This window comes from Spirosoma sp. 209 (genome assembly GCF_002006735.1).
GTDB classification, from domain to species: domain Bacteria; phylum Bacteroidota; class Bacteroidia; order Cytophagales; family Spirosomataceae; genus Spirosoma; species Spirosoma sordidisoli.
Genome location: NZ_MVEC01000001.1, coordinates 737,940 through 756,243 on the forward strand (window position 1 = coordinate 737,940; position 18,304 = coordinate 756,243).

Sequence of the window (18,304 nt, forward strand, 5' to 3'; positions counted from 1 at the left end):
GGGGTAAGCTGACTTCTGAAAGTTTCTTATACCAGGGGTCGTTTTGCCAGTACGAAACCCGGTTTTCGCCGGTCTGGCGCTTAGCCGATGATGGTACCGCCGGTTGGCCAGGAAGCCTGGTACATACCACCGGGGCGGTTATTGCTCAGGTTGGCAACGGTACGTTTCGAGAACTGAAGCGGGCTGGTAGCGTTGATCGATGCGTTCATGAGTGATACGAGTTTAGAGTAGATTGATGTTGTGAGTTGCTGTTGTGAACTTGATGAATCAAAGGTGATGGTCGAGACTGACATTCAGAAAACAATTATACCAGGAACCGGATGGTCGGTACGAACAGCCCGATTGGAGCGAATCCGAGCGTGGTTTCGGCGGTACGGTCGCCCCGTTGGGTTCCATTTGCTGGCCTGGCTACTGTATTTCGCGGTCAATAATCTGCTGATCTTTTTTTCTGATATCCGGCAGGTTACCCCGCAGCGCACCATCTTCACCTACTCGCTGGTGGCGGCTCTGTTCTACACCAACGTCTACGGCCTGGTGAAACCCCTGGTAGCCAAACGACAGTACTGGCTGATTCCCATCTATACGGTGGCCCTGCTGGCTGCTTTTATCGGGCTACGGTACTTGCTGTTCTACGTGTATTTCCCGGCGGTGGGCTATCCGAACGAATACCGGCAGTTTAACACCATGTATGCTAAGTTCCTGCCCGATTCGCTCTGGGTCGGTATGCAGTACCTGCTGTTCAGCTACGGCTACTGGTTTGCGATCCACTCACTGGCGCTGGAACGGCAGAAGCGGCACATCCAGAACGATCTGCTGCGGGTCGAAAAAGCGAAGTCGGAGAAAGAACTGGCTTTTTTGCGGGCTCAACTCAACCCGCACTTCATGTATAACACGCTTAACTTCTTCTACTCGGAGGCCATCGGCACCTCGCCACAACTGGCCGATGGCATACTGGCGCTGGCGTCTATGATGCGAACCGTTACTGAACTGAGCGATAAGGCAACGATACCGGTCCATAATGAACTGGAACACATCCGCAATTACATCCAGTTACAGCGAATGCGGTTTGAGGATCGAATGTACTTATTTTTTGATGTGCAGGGCGAAGAATATGAACGTTATTTATACTTACCGCCCCTCGTGCTGATTTCGCTGGTCGAAAACCTCTTCAAGCACGGTGAACTGGCTGACCCTGACCATCCTGCCCATATCCGCATCCGGCTGGAAGAAAACGGTATATATTATTCGAGCAGCAACCTGAAGAAAGAATTCCCGGTCTATTCGCAGGGGGGCGTCGGCATGAAAAACATTGACAATCAATTAACTAGCCTCTACAAAGAAAAATATAAACGGGTTATTCGGGAAGAAGGCAACGTATACTTTGTAGAAATGTATATTTTAATGCCCGAATCCTGAATAATTACTGCGATTAACCTGATTTATCACCTTTTATAAAAGTGATATACTTAGGTAGCCAAATCCTATATGGTTTCAGTAGTTAATCTATCTCCCGAACCTGTCTAAACTGGTACCTATCGATCTATGATTACCTGCCTGATTCTGGACGACGAACGTGCTGCCATCAATATTCTGACCCGCTACGTAAACGATACGCCTTACCTGAAGCTGGTAGCAAGTACTACCGACGTTTTTGAAGCGGCAGACGTACTCAAGAAAGAATCGATTGACCTGCTGTTCCTGGATATTCAGATGCCCAAACTGACCGGTATCCAGTTTCTGCAACTCCACAACGTAACCTGCAAGGTAATTCTGACAACGGCCTACAGCGAGTACGCTCTGGAAGGGTACGAGTTCAACGTGGTCGATTACCTGCTCAAACCCATTCCGTACCAGCGGTTTCTGAAGGCTACCGAGAAGGTATTCAACCAGCTTTCCCAACCCGAAAAACTACCGGCCAGCCCGGCCGAAACCACGCCTGAAGTCGACTTTATCCTGGTCAAAACCGAGCACAAGGGAAAATTCAGGAAGATAGAACTGACCGATATCGTTTACATTGAAGGGCTCAAGAACTACGTATCGATCTACACCACCAAACGCGAACGGATTGTTACCTATATCGGTATGGGCGAACTGGAAGAGCGGCTGCCTGCCCGCCTGTTCAGCCGCGTACACCGGTCGTACATCGTAGCAACCAATATGATTACCGCCCTGGACGGCAACGAAATTCTGCTAAAGGATGCACCCCGTATCCCTACGTCCGGAAAGTTTAAAGAAGACCTTCTCCTCAAGTTCAGCAAACAGTTTATTCAGACGAAATAAGCGCCGGTTTGCCCATTTGCGTTGCCCCCGCCCGCCCGGTGGGGCCATTCCTGTTGTGCGTTACCTATCCAGTTAGCCTTATGAACTGCCTCCCTTTCTATGTACTACGTCGACCTTTACTCGCTATTCAAACCTACTTTTCCGTACAGCAGCAGCTACAGCAGGGGGTTCCGCTGACGGAGAGCCTGGCGGCCCTGTACCGCGAGCCACTGTTGCAGGATGCGCTCTATTACGCGTCGCCGGAGGTGTACCGACAGTGCCAGAGCTGGCTGGCCGGTACGCTCGACCCGTCGGAGAAGCTGCTCAAAACGTTGTACAAATACATGATCCGTATGGCCACCCGAGCCACGCCCTTCGGCCTGTTCTCGGGCATATCGATCGGAACATGGGGATCCCAGACAGGCGTTCGTTTCGACGGGCAGCAACCCATCCGAACCCACACCCGGCTCGACGCCCATACGCTGGCCCGCCTGCTGCAACGCGTCAGCCAGGCAGACGAGGTGAAGCCGTTTGTGCGCTACCGGGCCAACACCACCACCTACCCCGTTGGACCAGACCTGCGCTACGTAGAAGCCACCCGCGACGCGTCCGTACGGGATGGCTATGTGCTCAGCATTACCGACAACTCCCACTACCTGCAACGGGTGCTGATGGCCGCCCGGACCGGTGCTACCCAGGCCGACCTGACCGCCGTACTCACGCGCGAGGGAATTTCGGAGCAGGAAGCTATCAATTTCCTGACCCACCTGATTGATAACCAGCTACTACTCTCGGAGTTTGAACCAACCCTGACCGGCCCCGATGCCCTGGGCCGGCTCATCGACCGCCTGGCCGGGTTGCCGGGGCAGAAACCTACACTGGCCGTATTGCGGTCGGTACAGGCCAATCTCTGCCACGCCCGCGCAGCCGACTGCATCGCGCTCGAAAAAACGCTCGAACCACTGCTGGGGCCAGCCGACGCCCACATGGTTCAGGGAGACAGCTACTTCCCAACGCTACAGAATACCCTTAGTACGGCCTTCCAGACGGCTCTGCTCGACACCCTCCGCCGGGTTCTGCCCTTCCAGCGCCCACCCACCAACACTTTTCTGACCGAGTTCCGGCAGCGATTCTACGAACGGTATGAAGAACAGGAGGTGCCGCTGCTGCTGGCGCTGGACCCCGACGCAGGCATCGGCTATGGCGGCAGTAACGTATCGTCGGCCCTGCTGGAAGGCCTCACCTGGCCCGTGGCGCAGGCGCAGGATATGGCCTTCAGCCCCCTCCACCAGACCATGCTCCGGCTCTATACCAGTGCCATGCAGCAGGAAAAGCCCGTACTAGTGCTGACCGACGCCGATATAGACAATATGACCGAGGGCCAACCCGCCCCCGCCCTGCCTTCCAGCGGCTACTGGATCGGGTATTTACTGGCCCGTTCGGCCGAAGCCATCGACGCCGGCGACTGGCTGTTCCACCTGGCGGCCAGTGGCGGACCGTCGGCAGGGAATCTGCTGGGGCGTATGGCGCATCTGGATGCTGATCTGGAGCAGGCACTACGGGCCGGACTGCGGCAGGAAGAACAAAGCGACCCCGACGCGCTCTGGGCCGAGATTGTACACCTGCCCGGCGCCCGAACCGCCAACGTGCTTTGCCGACCCGTACTCCGCGACTACGAGATTCCGATCCTGACCGCCGGCAGCGTACCCGACGAGCAACAGCTGCCACTCGACGATCTGTGGGTGTCGGCACCGAAAGGACAGCAGCTCGTGATCCGGTCCCGGCGGTTGGGCAAACGGGTTATTCCGCGCCTGTCAACGGCGCATAACTACTCGCAGGGACTGGCCCATTACCGGTTTCTGTGTGATTTGCAGATGCAGGAAGGCCGGCTGAATGTGGGTTGGGACTGGGGGCCGCTGGCGTCGCTGCCGCAGTTGCCGCAGGTACGCTACAAAAACGTTATTCTGAGCCGGGCGTCCTGGCGGCTGAGCAGTGCCGACTGGCCGTTGACAAAATCTGACTGGATTGCCAGCTGGCGGGCCAGCTACCGGGTACCCCGCTACGTAGTGCTGGCCGAAGCCGATAACGAACTACCGCTCGATCTGAACTGTGGGCTGAGCTGCGCGCTGCTGACCGAAGAACTGCGGAAACGGGGTCAGCTTCAGCTCAAAGAGTGGCTGCTGTCGGAGCAGACCTGCTGGGCGGGTGAGGTCGGCCACGAGCGGGTTAGCGAGCTGATTCTGCCGATGACCTTTCCCCGGCCCGAACGTCTGGCCTACGAACCAGCGCAAAATACCACTACCCTCCGGCGCAGTTTTCCGCCCGGCAGTGAGTGGCTTTATCTGAAGATTATTACGGGCGAACAAACCGCCGAGCAGCTGCTGACTGATCAGCTTCCGTGGCTCATTGACGGACTGCGGACGAGCGGATTGCTGCGGCAGTGGTTCTTTGTGCGGTATAACCAGCCTGAACCCCACCTGCGCCTGCGGTTCCAGAGCGAGCCCGGTCAGGCATCGGCCCTGCTGACAGATGTAACGGGCTGGCTGCAGCAGCTGACGGCCGAGGGGTCCGTTTACCGCATACAGGTCGACACCTACCACCGGGAGGTGGAACGATACGGTGCCGGGCGAATTCTGTATTGTGAAGAATGGTTTTGTCAGGAGAGTGAGCTGCTGCTGCCCGTATTGCAGGACATCAGCCAGCACGACGACAGCCGACGGCTTTATTATGCCTGTGGCCTGACGGATCGTCTGCTCGACCAGTGGCAGATTCCTCTTGCCGAACGGACGCGGCTGCTAACGGCCTTCCGGGATGCGTTCAGCCGCGAGTTCCGGGCCGACAAGGCCTTACTCGTTCAGCTTGACCAGCACTACCGGCTCTACCGGCCCCTGATACACGACGCGCTGACAGCGTTTGTGCCACCCGTAGACATAAGCCCGTATAACCAGCGCAGTCAGCGGCTGGTGTCGCAGCTGCGAACAACGGTATGCAATGACCAGCAGCTCGAAGAGCTGCTGTTTCCCATGCTGCACATGCTGCTAAATCGGATTTTTCCGACCGAAAACCGTCGGCACGAATTTCTGGTGTATCATCTGCTGACCAAAGAATACACCTCCCTGCTGAAGCGAAACCGATAGGCGCTTCGGCACGGGCCTAGTTCCCCGAATGGGGCATACGCGGACTCGTTTCCATTAACCGGATCTGCTCTTCTATAGCATCCAGGTCGTTCTGCGTCACGGCGAACAGCGCGTCGTCGTTCGAATCAACATCGTCGAAATTCATCCAGTCGGAGCCGGACAGGTTCGTTAGTTTCATGACTTTTGGTAATTAGCGTATAGAACGGATAGGAAAAGCAAGGCAGGTGGCCGGTCGGGCTAGAACCCGATGGAGCGGGTGCTACGGTTCAGCCCCGGCGAACCATCGAACGAATTCCATTGCTCGTTGACCAGCAGGTCGTCGGCATCGGCCGAGCCCGACCGAACAGATTTGCAGTAACCGCCGGGTGCAGCCCAGGCGTTGAATTGTGCGGTACCCGAGTTCAGCGTGTTCAGGTTGTAGAGGTACGTGGTCATGGCCGTTTGTAGTTTCGTTTGCGTTTCGATGGATTGAAGTTGCTACCGGATTCGGCCGAAAAAAAAGATTTTACACGAACCCGCCGATTGCCTGCCCAAATGTCCTTTTTCCCGATACGCCAATCGGCCCGGTGGCTGGTGGGAAGCGGGCCGGATCCCTGTTTTTCAGCCACAGTTGCGGTTCTTTTCGTTATCTTTACCGTCCGATTCCTGCTTCTATTTGCCTGCGATGCCCACAACAATTGATCAGCCGTTCGATGACCTGAAGACCCGCCTGACGGGCGATTTCTTTACGGATACAACCCATCGGACGCTCTACGCCACCGACGCATCGGCCTACCGCGAGATGCCGGCGGCCGTGGCGGTTCCTAAAACGATCGACGACCTCAAAACGCTCATCGCCTTCGCCCGGCAGCACAAGCTGTCGCTCATTCCGCGCACGGCGGGTACGTCGCTGGCCGGGCAGGTCGTTGGCGCCGGTATCGTGGTCGACGTCTCGAAGCATTTTACGCAGATTCTGGAAGTAAACGCCGAAGAGCGCTGGGTACGCGTGCAGCCCGGCGTCGTGCGCGATGAGCTGAACCGGTTCCTGAAACCCTACGGCCTGTATTTCGGCCCCGAAACCTCAACGGCCAACCGGGCCATGATCGGCGGTATGGTCGGCAACAACTCCTGCGGCTCCAACTCGGTCGTATATCGCGATACGCGCAACCATACGCTGTCGGTAAAAGCACTGCTGGCCGATGGCTCCGAAGCAGAGTTTAGTCCCATGAGCGGCTGGGACTTCACCAAACAGGTCAGCGCAGCCAGCCGCAAAAACGGGTCTGCCACCCTGGCCGACAAGATCCTGCTTAAAACCAGCGCCATCCTCTCCGACCCGGCCAACCAGGACGAAATCCGGCGCAACTTTCCCAAGCGCACCATCGAACGGCGCAACACCGGCTACGCCCTCGACGAGGTGCTGGAGATGGAGCCATTTACGCCGACCGGGCCGCCTTTCAACCTGGCCAAATTTATTGCCGGCTCCGAAGGGACGCTTTGCTTCCTGACCGAAATCAAGCTGAACCTGGTGCCGCTGCCGCCCAAAGAGACTGGCCTGGTCTGCGTTCACTGCCACTCCATCGATGAGTCGCTGCGCGCTACGCTGGTGGCCCTGAACTACGGCCCCTACGCCGTTGAACTCATCGACGATATTATTCTGGAACGGGCCGACGAGAATGCCGAACAGCGAAAAAACTCGTTTTTCGTGCAGAAAACACCGACCAACCATTTTCCCATCATTCTGGTCGTTGACCTCTCGCGTGATACCCGCGCCGAAATCGAGCAGTTGGCCGCGCAGATGGAAGCCGAGATGCGGGCGGCCGGACTGGGCTACCACTTCCCGCTCCTGTTCGGCGACGATACCAAAAAGATCTGGACGCTCCGCAAGGCCGGTCTCGGCCTGCTGGGCAACCTCCCCGGCGACGAAAAAGCGGTGGCGGTCATTGAAGATACGGCGGTCGACGTACGCGACCTGCCCGACTACATCCGCGAGTTCAACGAGATTCTGCGGAAGCACAACATGACGTCGGTTCACTACGCCCATGCCGGGTCGGGTGAGCTACACCTACGGCCAATTATCAACCTGAAAACTGCCGAAGGCCACCGGCAGTACCGACTCATTGCCGAAGAAATAGCCACGCTCGTCAAGAAATACAACGGCTCCCTCTCGGGCGAACATGGCGACGGGCGGCTCCGGGGTGAGTTTATCCCGCAAATGGTTGGGCCGCACAACTACGAGCTGATGCGGCAGATCAAGCATACCTGGGACCCCGACGGCATCTTCAACCCCGGCAAGATTGTAGAAACGCCCCCCATGGATACGTTTCTGCGCTACGAAGCCGGTCAGCAGACACCCCGCTTCCAGACTTATTTCCGCTACCACAATCAGGACGTGCTGCAGCATGCCGAGCAGTGCAACGGCTCGGGCGACTGCCGCAAAACCCAATCGTCGGGCGGAACGATGTGCCCCAGCTACATGGCTACCCGCAACGAAAAAGACACGACGCGGGCGCGGGCCAACATCCTGCGCGAGATGCTGACCCACTCGCCGAAAGACAACCGATTCGACCACGAAGAAATCAAGCAGGTATACGACCTCTGTTTGTCGTGCAAAGGCTGCAAGAACGAATGCCCGTCCAACGTGGACGTAGCCAAGCTCAAGGCCGAGTTTCTGCAGCATTACTACGACACCAACGGCGTACCGATCCGGTCGCGGCTGATTGCCAACTTCACCCGGTTGGCGGGGCTGGCCAGCTACATACCCTGGGCCTGGAACGGGGTGCTGGGAACGCCCGCTCTCCGGCGTATTGCCAACCGCATCGTCGGTTTTCACCCCGACCGGACCATGCCGCTGCTGGGCAAAACGACCGTGCGGGCCTGGAGCCAGCGCCAGCCCGTTGCCAAACCCGAGGGGGCAGCTCCCCGGCTTTATCTCTTCTGCGACGAGTTTACGAACTACAACGATGTAGAAGTCGGCAAGAAAGCCATCGAACTGTTCCGGCGGCTGGGCTACGAGCTTATCATCCCCGAACATGGCGAGAGTGGCCGGGCGGCTCTGTCGAAGGGCATGCTGAAATATGCCAAAACCCTGGCCGAGCGGAACATCCGCGCCCTGAGCCAGCTTATCACCGCCGAAACGCCCCTGGTCGGGCTGGAACCATCGGCCATCCTGACCTTCCGCGACGAATACCCCGACCTGGTCGATGAGTCGCTGGTGGCCGATGCGAAGCGGATTGCCGAACACGCGCTGACGTTTGAGGAGTTCATAGCGCGCGAGTCCGACGCGGGACGCATCCGGCCCGAGCAGTTCACCGACGAAACCCGGCTCATCAAGCTCCACGGCCACTGCCAGCAGAAAGCCGTATCGTCGCTGGTGCCGGGGAAGAAGTCGCTCTCACTACCTAAAAACTACACCGTACAGCTGATTCCGTCGGGCTGCTGCGGCATGGCGGGTTCGTTTGGCTACGAAGCCGAGCATTATGAGGTATCGATGAAGATCGGGGAGCTGGTGCTGTTTCCGGCGGTTCGGCAACAACCCGACGAGGTCATCATTGCCGCACCGGGCACCTCCTGCCGCCACCAGATCCACGACGGCACCGGCCGAACCGCCCAGCACCCCGCCGAAATCCTCTTCGACGCGCTGAAATGAAAAAGGTAGTGGCGGTACGACTTGCGGGTCATGCCATCACTACCTTCCTCAATAAGCACCAGAACCTATTCCTCTTCTTCGCCTTCGCCTTTCATCAGCTCGGCTTCGAGCAGGTAGGCTCCTTTGATCACGACCTTAGAGAGATCGGCCGGCGTTATGACTTCGAGACGGCCGTTCTCGGCGATGCCCAGCCGCACCGGAATCCGTTTGTAAGTGCGGGCTTCGCTGGTGGCTACGAAAACGAAACCGTTCTGCCCTTTCCGGACAACGGCCTCTTCGGGCAGGGTTGTGGCCAGGCGCGCGCCCGTCAGGATGCGGGCGTTCAGGAACATGCCGGGAATAAGCCGGGCTTCCTGCGCTTCATTATCGATATGGCCGTGTACGGTAATGGTCCGGGCCTCGCCTTCGAACGCCTTGCCGACCAGATAGACCCGGCCGCGGAGGGTGCCCGACCCCAGCTTCGGATCGGTAAGCTCGATCACCTGCCCGTTCTTCACCTTGTAGGCATCGGCCTCGTAAACGCTCAGTTCGAGGTGTTTGTGCGACTGATCCATGACTTGGAACAACACATCGGCCGTGGCTACCTGCTGACCCAGATGCACGGAAGACACCGTAACATACCCCGCCACCGGCGACGTTATCCGCATCACCGGCGACAACTTCCCCGACTGCAGCGACTCGACCGACGTACCCAGCGTGCGGAGCTTGAGCGCCAGCGAGCTGACCAGCGCCCGGTTGCTGCCGTAGTCGGCCTCGACCTGTTCGAGTCGCTTGCGGGCGCCCACGTCTTCGCTGATCAGCGTCTGCTGCCGTTTCAGCTCGGCCTGCTGATAAACTAACTGACTGACGGCCTGCAGGTAATCCTGCTGCATCTGAATATAGTCGAGGCTTTGCAGGGTGGCCAGGGTAGCCCCTTTCCCGACGCGCTGACCGGGCAGTACGTTTACGCTCTTGATCACCCCGCCAATCAACGGACTGATCGACGCCATATACTGCGGAGGCACATCAACGGTTCCCGTCGTTTTCACCTCGTCGTTTACCGTTGTCTGGCTGGCCGATCCCAGCTGCAGCCCTATGGCCTTCAGCTGGCCGGGGGTAAGTGAAATCTGGTCAGCGGGACCGGCGGCCGGCGTTTCTTCGGCCGCGTTTTCGTCGTTTTTTTGCGGGGTGTTACAGGCCAGCAGGGCCAGGGTCGTATAGAAAATCAGGATGTATTTCATCGGTATGGTCGTTAGTCGATGCCCAGCAGCTGCTCAGCCTGGATCACCACGGTGGTATAATTAAACAAAGCGCTGAGGTACTGCTCTTCGATGGCAAACGCCTGCTGAATGGCCTGAAAAAACTCAACGTAATCGATTTCGCCCGCGCGGTAGCTCCGCAGCGCCGTCGACTGGATCAGCCGGGCCTGGGGCAGGGCGGCTTCGTCGAAATAAGCGAGCGAGGCCCGCAGCGTTGCGGCATTGCGCTGCAGGATGGCCAGCTGGCCGGTTAGCTGCGTTTGCGCGTACTGAAAGTTGGCGTCGGTCAGTTGTTCGTTGATGCGGGCGGCTGCAATCCGGGCTTTGGTGGCCTGCGCAAACAGCGGAAACGACACCCCGGCCTGCAGCACGTTGAAACTCAGCTCCCGGTTGATCGACTGGTTGTAATAGCCAACCAGCAGATCGGGCTTGAGCCGCTGCCGCTCCAGATAGGTCTGGTTGCGGCTGATGGTCCGCTCCTGCTGCAGAACCGCCAGCGCCGGGTTGGTATCGGCCACCGGCCCGGCATCGGCCGTAGCCAGTGGTGTTCCGGCGGGCAGGTCGCGCCGGAGGGCTATCGTCGTGTCGATGATTACCGGGTCGGGCGTGTTGATCAGCAGCTGCAAGGCCCGGGTGTGGGCCTCTATGTCGGCCCGGAGGGTGAGCTGGCGCAGCCGCACGCTCTGCAGGCGCGTATCGGCCGAGACCTGCTCGAGCCGGTTGGTTTCGCCGGTTTTGTACCGTACGCCAGCCGCCCGGGCCGCATTCTGGAACAGGCTATCCTGTCGGCGCAACAGGGTGGCCAGCCGGTTATCGAACAGCAGCTGATAATAGGCCTGCTTCACACTCGTGGCCAGTTGCAGCCGCCGGAGGGCCAGCCGCCGTTCGGCCGCCGTGGCGGTGCTCTGGTACAACTGCCGCTGCGCCCGGTAGAACGACGGCAGCGCGAACGACTGCGTAACCCCTACAATATAATCGGTTGGCTGAGCCTGGGTTTGCCCGACCTGAACCTCAACACCGGTTTTGGCCGGATCGAAGGCCGATCCGATCAGGGCCCGCTGGCTCTCGGCTTCGAGCGCACTGCCGCGCAGCAGCAAACTCTGCCGACTGGCCGTCTCTACGGCCTGCCCCAGGTTGAGCCGGGTTGTCTGGCCGCTGGTCGAGGTAGCCAGGCCCAGCAGCAGCAGTCCCAGGGCGGTGGGTAAGGGCGCTGACGACGGATTCTGGCGTTTTCTTGTCCAACCCGCAACCAGGCTGTACAATACCGGCAGCACCACCAGCGTCAGCAGCGTAGCGGTAATCAGGCCACCGATTACGACCGTAGCCAGCGGCTTCTGCACCTCCGCCCCGGCCGATGTCGACAGCGCCATCGGCAGAAATCCCAGCGACGCTACAGCCGCCGTCATGATCACCGGCCGGAACCGGACCCGCAGTCCGTGCAGTATCCGGTCGTAGACGTTTTGGTCCCCCTGCTTTTCGAGCTCGTTCAGATAGCCGATCAGCACGATTCCGTTCAGTACGGCCACCCCGAACAGCGCAATAAAGCCGACCCCCGCCGAAATACTGAATGGCATATCGCGCAGCCACAGCGCCAGCACGCCCCCTACAGCCGCCAGCGGAATGGAGCTGAAGATCAGCAGCGCATACGTCAGCGAGTTGAACGTGGCGAAGAGCAGCACAAAAATCAGGAACAGCGCTACGGGAACGGCAACACTAAGCCGTTCTTTGGCTTTTTCGAGGTTTTCGAACGCCCCGCCATAAGTATAGTAATAGCCGGGCGGGAGTTTGATTCGGGGTTCGATCTGGCTGCGGATGTCGTTGACCACGCTCTCTACGTCGCGGCCCCGGATACTGACCCCAATCGTGATGCGTCGTTTGGTACCGTCGTGCGAGATCTGCGCCGGGGCCTGAATGTAGCTCACCGTGGCCACCTCACTCAACGGAACACTTCCGCCCTGCGGCAGGGGAACGTACAGCCCGCTCAGGTCGGTCAGGCCCTGCCGGCTGGTGCTGGCCAGCCGCACCACCATATCGTACCGACGCTCGCCTTCGTAGACCGGCCCGGTAATTTCGCCCGCAAAACCGGCCTTGATCAGCCGGTTCACGTCGGCCACGGACAATCCGTACTGCACCAGCCGCGCACGGTCATACTGTACATTGATCTGCGGCAGACCAACCGTCTGCTCGACCCGCAGCCCGGCCACGCCCGGCACCGCTTCGATGAGCCGACCGGCCGCATTGGCCCGTTCGAACAGCGTTTGCAGATCGTCGCCGAAGATTTTGACGACAATGTCGGACTTAACGCCCGTAATCATTTCGTTGAAGCGCATCTGAATCGGTTGGGTAAACTCAACCCCGGCACCCGGCACTTCCTGGGCCAGCACCGCGCCCATTTTTTCGGCCATATCGTCGCGGTCAGTCGCGTTGGTCCAGTCGGCCCGGTCTTTCATCGTAATCATCAGGTCTACCTGTTCAACGGGCATCGGGTCGGTCGGGATTTCGGAGGCACCGATGCGGCCCACAATCTGCTTTACTTCATGAAAATGGGTACGGAGGGCTTTCTGCGCTTTCAGCGACGCGTCGATAGTAGCCGAGAGCGACGTGCCCGACGGCATCCGGAAGTCGATGGCCATATCGCCTTCGTCCAGCTGCGGAATGAACTCGCCCCCCAGCCGCCCAAACAGCAGCACCACCCCGGCCAGCATCGCGAGCGCCACCGCTACCGTCGTTTTCCGCCAGCGCAGAGCCAGTCTGGCCAAGGGCTCATACTGCCGGTAGAGCCAGTCCATCAGCCGGTCCGACAGGGTACGGCGGGTGTCGAGCGTTTTGGGCAGCAGCAGGGCCGACATCATAGGTACGTACGTCAGCGACAGCACCAGCGCGGCCAGGATGGCAAACCCCACCGTTTCGGCCATCGGGCGAAACATCTTACCCTCGATACCCGTCAGCGACAAAATCGGCAGGTATACGATCAGGATAATAATTTCTCCAAACGCAGCCGACCGCCGGATTGCCGATGCCGACTCGAACACCGCTTCATCCATTTCTGCCTGGGTGAATGAGCGCTTGAGCGACTGAGCGATTGACGAAGACCCATTTGCTGAACCAAGCCTTGAAAAGTGGTGAAGGACGGCTTCGACAATGATGATCGACCCGTCGACGATCAGGCCGAAGTCGATGGCACCCAGGCTCATCAGGTTGGCCGACAGCCCCAGCGTTTTCATCATGCCGAGCGTGAAGAGCATGGCCAGCGGAATAACCGACGCCACGATGAGCCCCGCCCGCCAGCTGCCCATCAGCAGCAGCAGCACCGTAACCACGATCAGCCCCCCTTCAACCAGGTTGCGGGTAACGGTGGTGATGGTTTTGCCGATCAGTTTGGTCCGGTCAATGAACGGCACGATTTTAACGCCTTCCGGCAACGACGCCTGGATACGCCCGATGCGCTCTTTCACCCCCCGAATCGTCGTTTCGGAGTCGGCTCCTTTCAGCATCAGCACGATACCGCCCACGGCCTCGCCGTCGCCGTTGCGGGTCAGCGCCCCGAACCGAACCGCATGCCCGAACCGAACCGTGGCAACGTTCCCGATCCGCACCGGCACCGATGTGCCGCCGGGGCCATCGTGACTGGTACGGACAATGATGTTTTCTATATCTTTCAGCGACGAGACAGCCCCTTCGCCCCGGATAAAATAGGCCTGGCTGTTGCGTTCGATGTACGACCCACCCGTGTTGGCGTTGTTGCGGGCCATGGCGTCGGCCAGTTCGGTGAGGGTGATGCCCGCAGCCCGCAGCCGGTCGGGGTCAACGGCCACTTCGTACTGCTTCAGAAAGCCGCCGAAACTGCTGATCTCGATCACGCCCGGAATACCCGCCAGCTGGCGCTTTACGATCCAGTCCTGAATACTACGCAGCTCCGTCAGCGAATATTTGCCTTCGTAGCCCCGCTGCGGCACCAGCGTATACTGGTATATTTCGCCCAGACCCGTAGTGATCGGCGCCAGGAACGGCCGACCATAATCGGCCGGAATGTCTTTGAGGGCGTTCTGCATCTGCTCCGACACCAGCTGCCGGGCTTTGAGCATGTCGGTATCTTCGGTAAACACGACCGTCAGCACCGACAGGCCGAGCTTGGACACCGACCGGATTTCCTCGACGTTCTGGAGGTTGGCCATGGCCAGTTCCAGCGGGGTGGTCACAAACCGCTCGGCTTCCTGAGCGGCCAGGGCGGGCGTTTGGGTAATGACAACGACCTGGTTGTTGGTTATATCGGGAACGGCATCGATGGGCAGGTTCCAGGCCGAGTAGCCGCCCCAGCCCACAAGCGCCAGCACGAAGGCGCCAATGACGAGTTTATTCCGAATACTAAATCGGATGATAGCATCAAACATGAATACAGGAAGAACACAGGCCGATGGAGCGGCCTGATGAATGAGTAGTGCGTTTATGCAGGGGCTACAACGATCGGTCAGCACCGACCACTACAGCAACGACCGGCCGCATCGAAACGACCGAAAGCAAATAGGCAGGACAAGGTCGATCAGGCCTGGTGGCGCGGGGGCTGGAGCAGCGACGTAAACGCCTGACGGGCATTCATGAGCTGCAGCCGGAATACCGCTATCGATAGCCGTTCCACCGCAAACGGCTCACTACAGGTCAGGAAAACGACGGGTACAAAATCGTAGGCCGATGCGCCCCCATCGAACGATGGCAGGCGGTTGTGGCTGTGTTTGGGCGCTTTGCAGTGCTGCGAATCCGGCAGGTAGTGCTCGGTCAGAAACGACCAGAACGTCAGCGGTCGCCCTTCTTCCCGTTCGTGCTGATGATAATGGGTAAGCAATTCGGGCAGTCGAACCGCCTGCTCGGCGCTCATTGGCGGCAGTAAACTCCCGACAAAGAGCATGAGGGCCAGCCCAACTGACAAAAACTGCTTCATAGAGAACGGCTTTTTATTCGCTGATTTTACGGCTAATTTAGCAAAGTTCTGTCCTGATAACGCCATTGATTATGAAATCGTTGTTCGTCTGGATGCCAGCCACGCTATTTGGAATAGGTCTATGGCTCTCGTTTCCAGGTTCAGCCGGGGCGCAGGACTTTCCGCAATCGTGGTACGGTCAGTGGCGCGGGCCGCTGCTCATCCGATCGGCCCAGGGCACCACCCAAACCGTGGCTATGCAGCTCGACATTGGCCCCATAGACGCCGATCGGGCCAGCTTTGTCATTACCTATACCACCGGAAACCAGATCGACACCCGCGCCTACGAGCTCATTACGGTAGACGCCAAACGCGGCCAGTACGTTGTCGATGAGAAAAACGGGATTCGGATCAACCAATACCGGCTCGGGAATCGACTGCTCTGCCAGTTCGATCTGGCAACCAACCGCCTGCAAACCGCCTACGAGCTGACCGGTCCCAACACGCTTACGTTTGAGGTGATGACCAGCGGCCCCTTGCCCGGCAGCTCCGCCAGTGGGCCAGTGCCGAGAGGGCAGGCCGCTCCTTCGTCGGTTTCGGGCTATCCGGCCAACGGGTTTCAGCGGGCCGTTTTGCAACGGCAATAGCGATTACCAGCCTCAGAACGGGTAGGAAATTAGGAAACCGGATGCGGCATTCGCCAGTAATTCGGATCGTCATGCTGATACGCCTGATCGACCCGACTCAGCCGAACGCCGTATACAACTCTACTGCGTTTGCGGGGTGTGTTCAGGGACCTAGTTGTTGGTACAGAGGTAGCCCGCCTACAACCGCTGACCGGCGTAAACGTAGGTTGTGTTACGATATGATCACGACACTGAAGGAACGTCTGTTTTTGCGAATGGCCATTCCTTTCGGAAGCGCGTCGACAGCAGAAAGGCCACTACGCCCAACGCCATAACGATCAGCCCCGAGCGCATGAAGGCCCAGCCGGTTGAATAGAAAATAAACAGCCAGACGCCTATAGCCAGGAGTACCGGCAACGGGTAGAGCGGCATCCGAAACGGAAAATCCGCGGCCCGGCGACCCCGCCGACGGTGTAGCAGCAGCAAGCCCACGGCCTGTCCCACGAACTGCACCACGATACGCATGGCCAGAATAGCCGTAATGACATCGCCCAGCCGGAACAGCAGGCTAAATACGAAACCCAGCCCACCCAGAAACAAGAGCGACACGTACGGAAACTGCCGCGTAGGATGCAGCCGGGCGAAGATCCGGAAGAACTGCCCATCGACGGCGGCCGCGTAGGGCACCCGCGAATACCCCAGCAGCACGGCAAACAGCGACGAAAACGCCACCACCAACACCAGCACCGTAGCCAGCCGGGCCGCTCCTGACCCGTAAATCGTTTCAACGAAGGTACTTACGATGAAGGTACTCTCCTGCGCCTGCCGCCAGGGTACCACGCTTACCACGCTGATGTTCATGAGCAGATACAGAAGAGCGATGCCCACTACCGAGATAAACATACTGGCCGGAATATTTCGGGCCGGGCGCTGGATCTCACCGCCGAGGTGACAGATGTTATAATAGCCAAGGTAACAGTAGATGGTTTTGACCGAAGCCTGCCCCAGTCCGGCCGCCAGCAGTCCGCCACTCAGCGACCCCATCGCTCCGAACGTTTCGCTGAGCGGCACCCGGATATGAGTCAGCCCCCCCACAATGATCCAGCCGAGGGTGAGCAGTACAGCGCCCCACATAACCAGCCCGATCCGGCCTACGGAGTCGATCTTGCGGTACAGCAGCGCAATGATCAGCAGCACGACGCCCCCCGACACCACCCGATGCTGCCACTCGCTGAGCGGCACCAGATAGGATGCGTACTGAGCAAACCCGATGGCACCGGACGCCACCACCAACGGAGCCTGAATGAGCGTTTGCCAGACGTACAGGAACGAAAGCAGACGCCCCCAGCGCCGTTCGCCGTACGAAATCTTCAGGAAGTTATAGCTCCCACCCGCCTGCGGGAAGGCTGCTCCCAGCTCGGCCCAGACAAAGGCATCGATCAGCGAAACCACCGCTCCCAATACCCAGGCCCACAAAAACAGCGGACCGCCCAGCGTTTTTATGACCAGCGGCAGCACCACAAACGGCCCGATACCAACCATGTCGATCATGTTCAGCGCGGTACCCTGTACGAGCGTCAGCTGCCGGGGCAGCGCCCCCCCCGAATCGGGAGTGGGTATGGGGCGAGAAGATTCAGAAGGCGTAGAATCGATCAATCCGGTAACGGATAAAAGAAGACAAAAGGATATCTATCGACCAACGGCTAAACCCGCCCCAAAAGTTCGCCGGTGGCGAGGCCGGTACCTCAGCAGACCCCAGGCAGCCTGTTGATTATAGAACAAATACTATAGACTAAGGTTAAATTAAATGAAACAGGTATTTACGGTTTCGTTCTAACTCAATCGGTATGAAAAAGGCAATCATTCTCAGCGCGGCCTTCGCTATAGGCATAGCCCTCGACTCGGCGGCACAAAGCAAGTCGGCCAAAACGAGCAACGGCGGTGTTGTTTCGCAACAGGGCGGGGCCACCAAACAGAGCAGTCAGTCGACTACGGCAAAGGCAACGCCTGTTGAGGGCCTGGAGCGTCGGGGCAGCGGCAAAATGGCATCCGGCGTCAGTCGCAACGGCAATACCAACCTGTCGCCCAACCAACCTACCAATACGCAGGGTAGTACCTCACAGGGCTCAGCCAGTGTACCATCGGGGGGCGGAGCGAAGGGCACGCGCGTAGCCGAATCGAAATCGAGAAGTTCGGCAACAGCGGCCAAGAGCACGAAAAACGGCACGGCTACCGACGGTGGACTAACCAGCGGAGGCACGCCTACCTACGGTGGTGCTAAAGGCAGCTCAGCGTCGACTTCGGGGTCTACGGGTGGCTCGCAGCGGCCAACCTCCACCGCCGGTGTGCAGAAAGAAGCCAAAACCAGCGATAAAAATGTCAGCACGAACGGGCCACAGCCCACCGGCGCTGGCAAGCCCGGCACCCCCGCCGGAGCTGCCGCGGGTAAGAAAACGGGTGGCAACAGCTACCCACAGGGCGGCAAAAACCAGTAGCCATTACAA

General features: G+C 58.9%; 13 protein-coding genes. 6 read left to right on the forward strand and 7 right to left on the reverse strand.

Translation table 11 applies throughout. From position 1 onward, the window contains the following. Nucleotides 1–80: 80 nt before the first annotated feature. Complete coding sequence (locus B1C80_RS28855; protein WP_255376552.1) at nt 81–209, reverse strand: hypothetical protein; 129 nt, start codon at nt 207–209, stop codon at nt 81–83. Between the two features lie 133 nt (nt 210–342). Between B1C80_RS28855 and B1C80_RS03115 the strand changes: the two genes are divergently transcribed. The 3 genes from B1C80_RS03115 (at nt 343) to B1C80_RS03125 (ending at nt 5,396) form a co-directional block, all read left to right on the forward strand. Next, nucleotides 343–1,416: a sensor histidine kinase gene (locus B1C80_RS03115; RefSeq protein ID WP_161492703.1), complete on the forward strand. Its 1,074-nt coding sequence runs from the start codon at nt 343–345 to the stop codon at nt 1,414–1,416. A gap of 126 nt (nt 1,417–1,542) precedes the next feature. Further along, nucleotides 1,543–2,280, forward strand: a complete 738-nt coding sequence (locus tag B1C80_RS03120) for a LytTR family DNA-binding domain-containing protein (RefSeq protein WP_077919571.1) — start codon at nt 1,543–1,545, stop codon at nt 2,278–2,280. 80 nt (nt 2,281–2,360) lie between these two features. Next, the gene (locus B1C80_RS03125) at nt 2,361–5,396 is read left to right on the forward strand and encodes a lantibiotic dehydratase (protein ID WP_077919572.1); all 3,036 of its coding nucleotides are present in this window, start codon (nt 2,361–2,363) and stop codon (nt 5,394–5,396) included. Nucleotides 5,397–5,412: 16 nt separating this feature from the next. Here the strand turns inward: B1C80_RS03125 and B1C80_RS28325 are convergent, their stop codons facing one another. Together B1C80_RS28325 and B1C80_RS03130 are read right to left on the reverse strand one after the other, a co-directional pair. Next, nucleotides 5,413–5,574: a hypothetical protein gene (locus B1C80_RS28325; RefSeq protein WP_161492704.1), complete on the reverse strand. Its 162-nt coding sequence runs from the start codon at nt 5,572–5,574 to the stop codon at nt 5,413–5,415. 59 nt (nt 5,575–5,633) lie between these two features. Beyond that, complete coding sequence (locus tag B1C80_RS03130; protein WP_077919573.1) at nt 5,634–5,831, reverse strand: hypothetical protein; 198 nt, start codon at nt 5,829–5,831, stop codon at nt 5,634–5,636. A gap of 229 nt (nt 5,832–6,060) precedes the next feature. Here B1C80_RS03130 and B1C80_RS03135 point away from each other — a divergent pair, with 229 nt between their 5' ends. Beyond that, on the forward strand, nt 6,061–9,021 hold the full coding sequence (locus B1C80_RS03135) for an FAD-binding and (Fe-S)-binding domain-containing protein (RefSeq protein WP_077919574.1): 2,961 nt from the start codon (nt 6,061–6,063) through the stop codon (nt 9,019–9,021). 65 nt (nt 9,022–9,086) lie between these two features. On the opposite strand, the gene B1C80_RS03140 is transcribed toward B1C80_RS03135, so the two are convergent. From B1C80_RS03140 to B1C80_RS03150, 3 genes are all read right to left on the reverse strand, one after another. Continuing rightward, a complete protein-coding gene (locus tag B1C80_RS03140) occupies nt 9,087–10,241 on the reverse strand; it encodes an efflux RND transporter periplasmic adaptor subunit (protein ID WP_077919575.1) in 1,155 nt (384 codons plus the stop codon). Nucleotides 10,242–10,252: 11 nt separating this feature from the next. Continuing rightward, complete coding sequence (locus tag B1C80_RS03145) at nt 10,253–14,650, reverse strand: CusA/CzcA family heavy metal efflux RND transporter (protein ID WP_077919576.1); 4,398 nt, start codon at nt 14,648–14,650, stop codon at nt 10,253–10,255. 149 nt (nt 14,651–14,799) lie between these two features. Further along, nucleotides 14,800–15,195, reverse strand: coding sequence for a hypothetical protein (locus tag B1C80_RS03150; protein ID WP_077919577.1), 396 nt, complete (start codon nt 15,193–15,195; stop codon nt 14,800–14,802). A gap of 71 nt (nt 15,196–15,266) precedes the next feature. Here B1C80_RS03150 and B1C80_RS03155 point away from each other — a divergent pair, with 71 nt between their 5' ends. Then, complete coding sequence (locus tag B1C80_RS03155; RefSeq protein ID WP_077919578.1) at nt 15,267–15,821, forward strand: hypothetical protein; 555 nt, start codon at nt 15,267–15,269, stop codon at nt 15,819–15,821. Between the two features lie 222 nt (nt 15,822–16,043). Here B1C80_RS03155 and B1C80_RS03160 read toward each other — a convergent pair whose 3' ends face one another. Next, nucleotides 16,044–17,456 (reverse strand): APC family permease, encoded by a 1,413-nt coding sequence (locus tag B1C80_RS03160; RefSeq protein WP_236648580.1) that lies wholly within the window; start codon nt 17,454–17,456, stop codon nt 16,044–16,046. Nucleotides 17,457–17,647: 191 nt separating this feature from the next. On the opposite strand from B1C80_RS03160, the gene B1C80_RS03165 reads away from it, so the two are divergent. Continuing rightward, nucleotides 17,648–18,295, forward strand: coding sequence for a hypothetical protein (locus tag B1C80_RS03165; protein WP_077919580.1), 648 nt, complete (start codon nt 17,648–17,650; stop codon nt 18,293–18,295). The last annotated feature ends 9 nt before the right edge of the window (nt 18,296–18,304 follow it).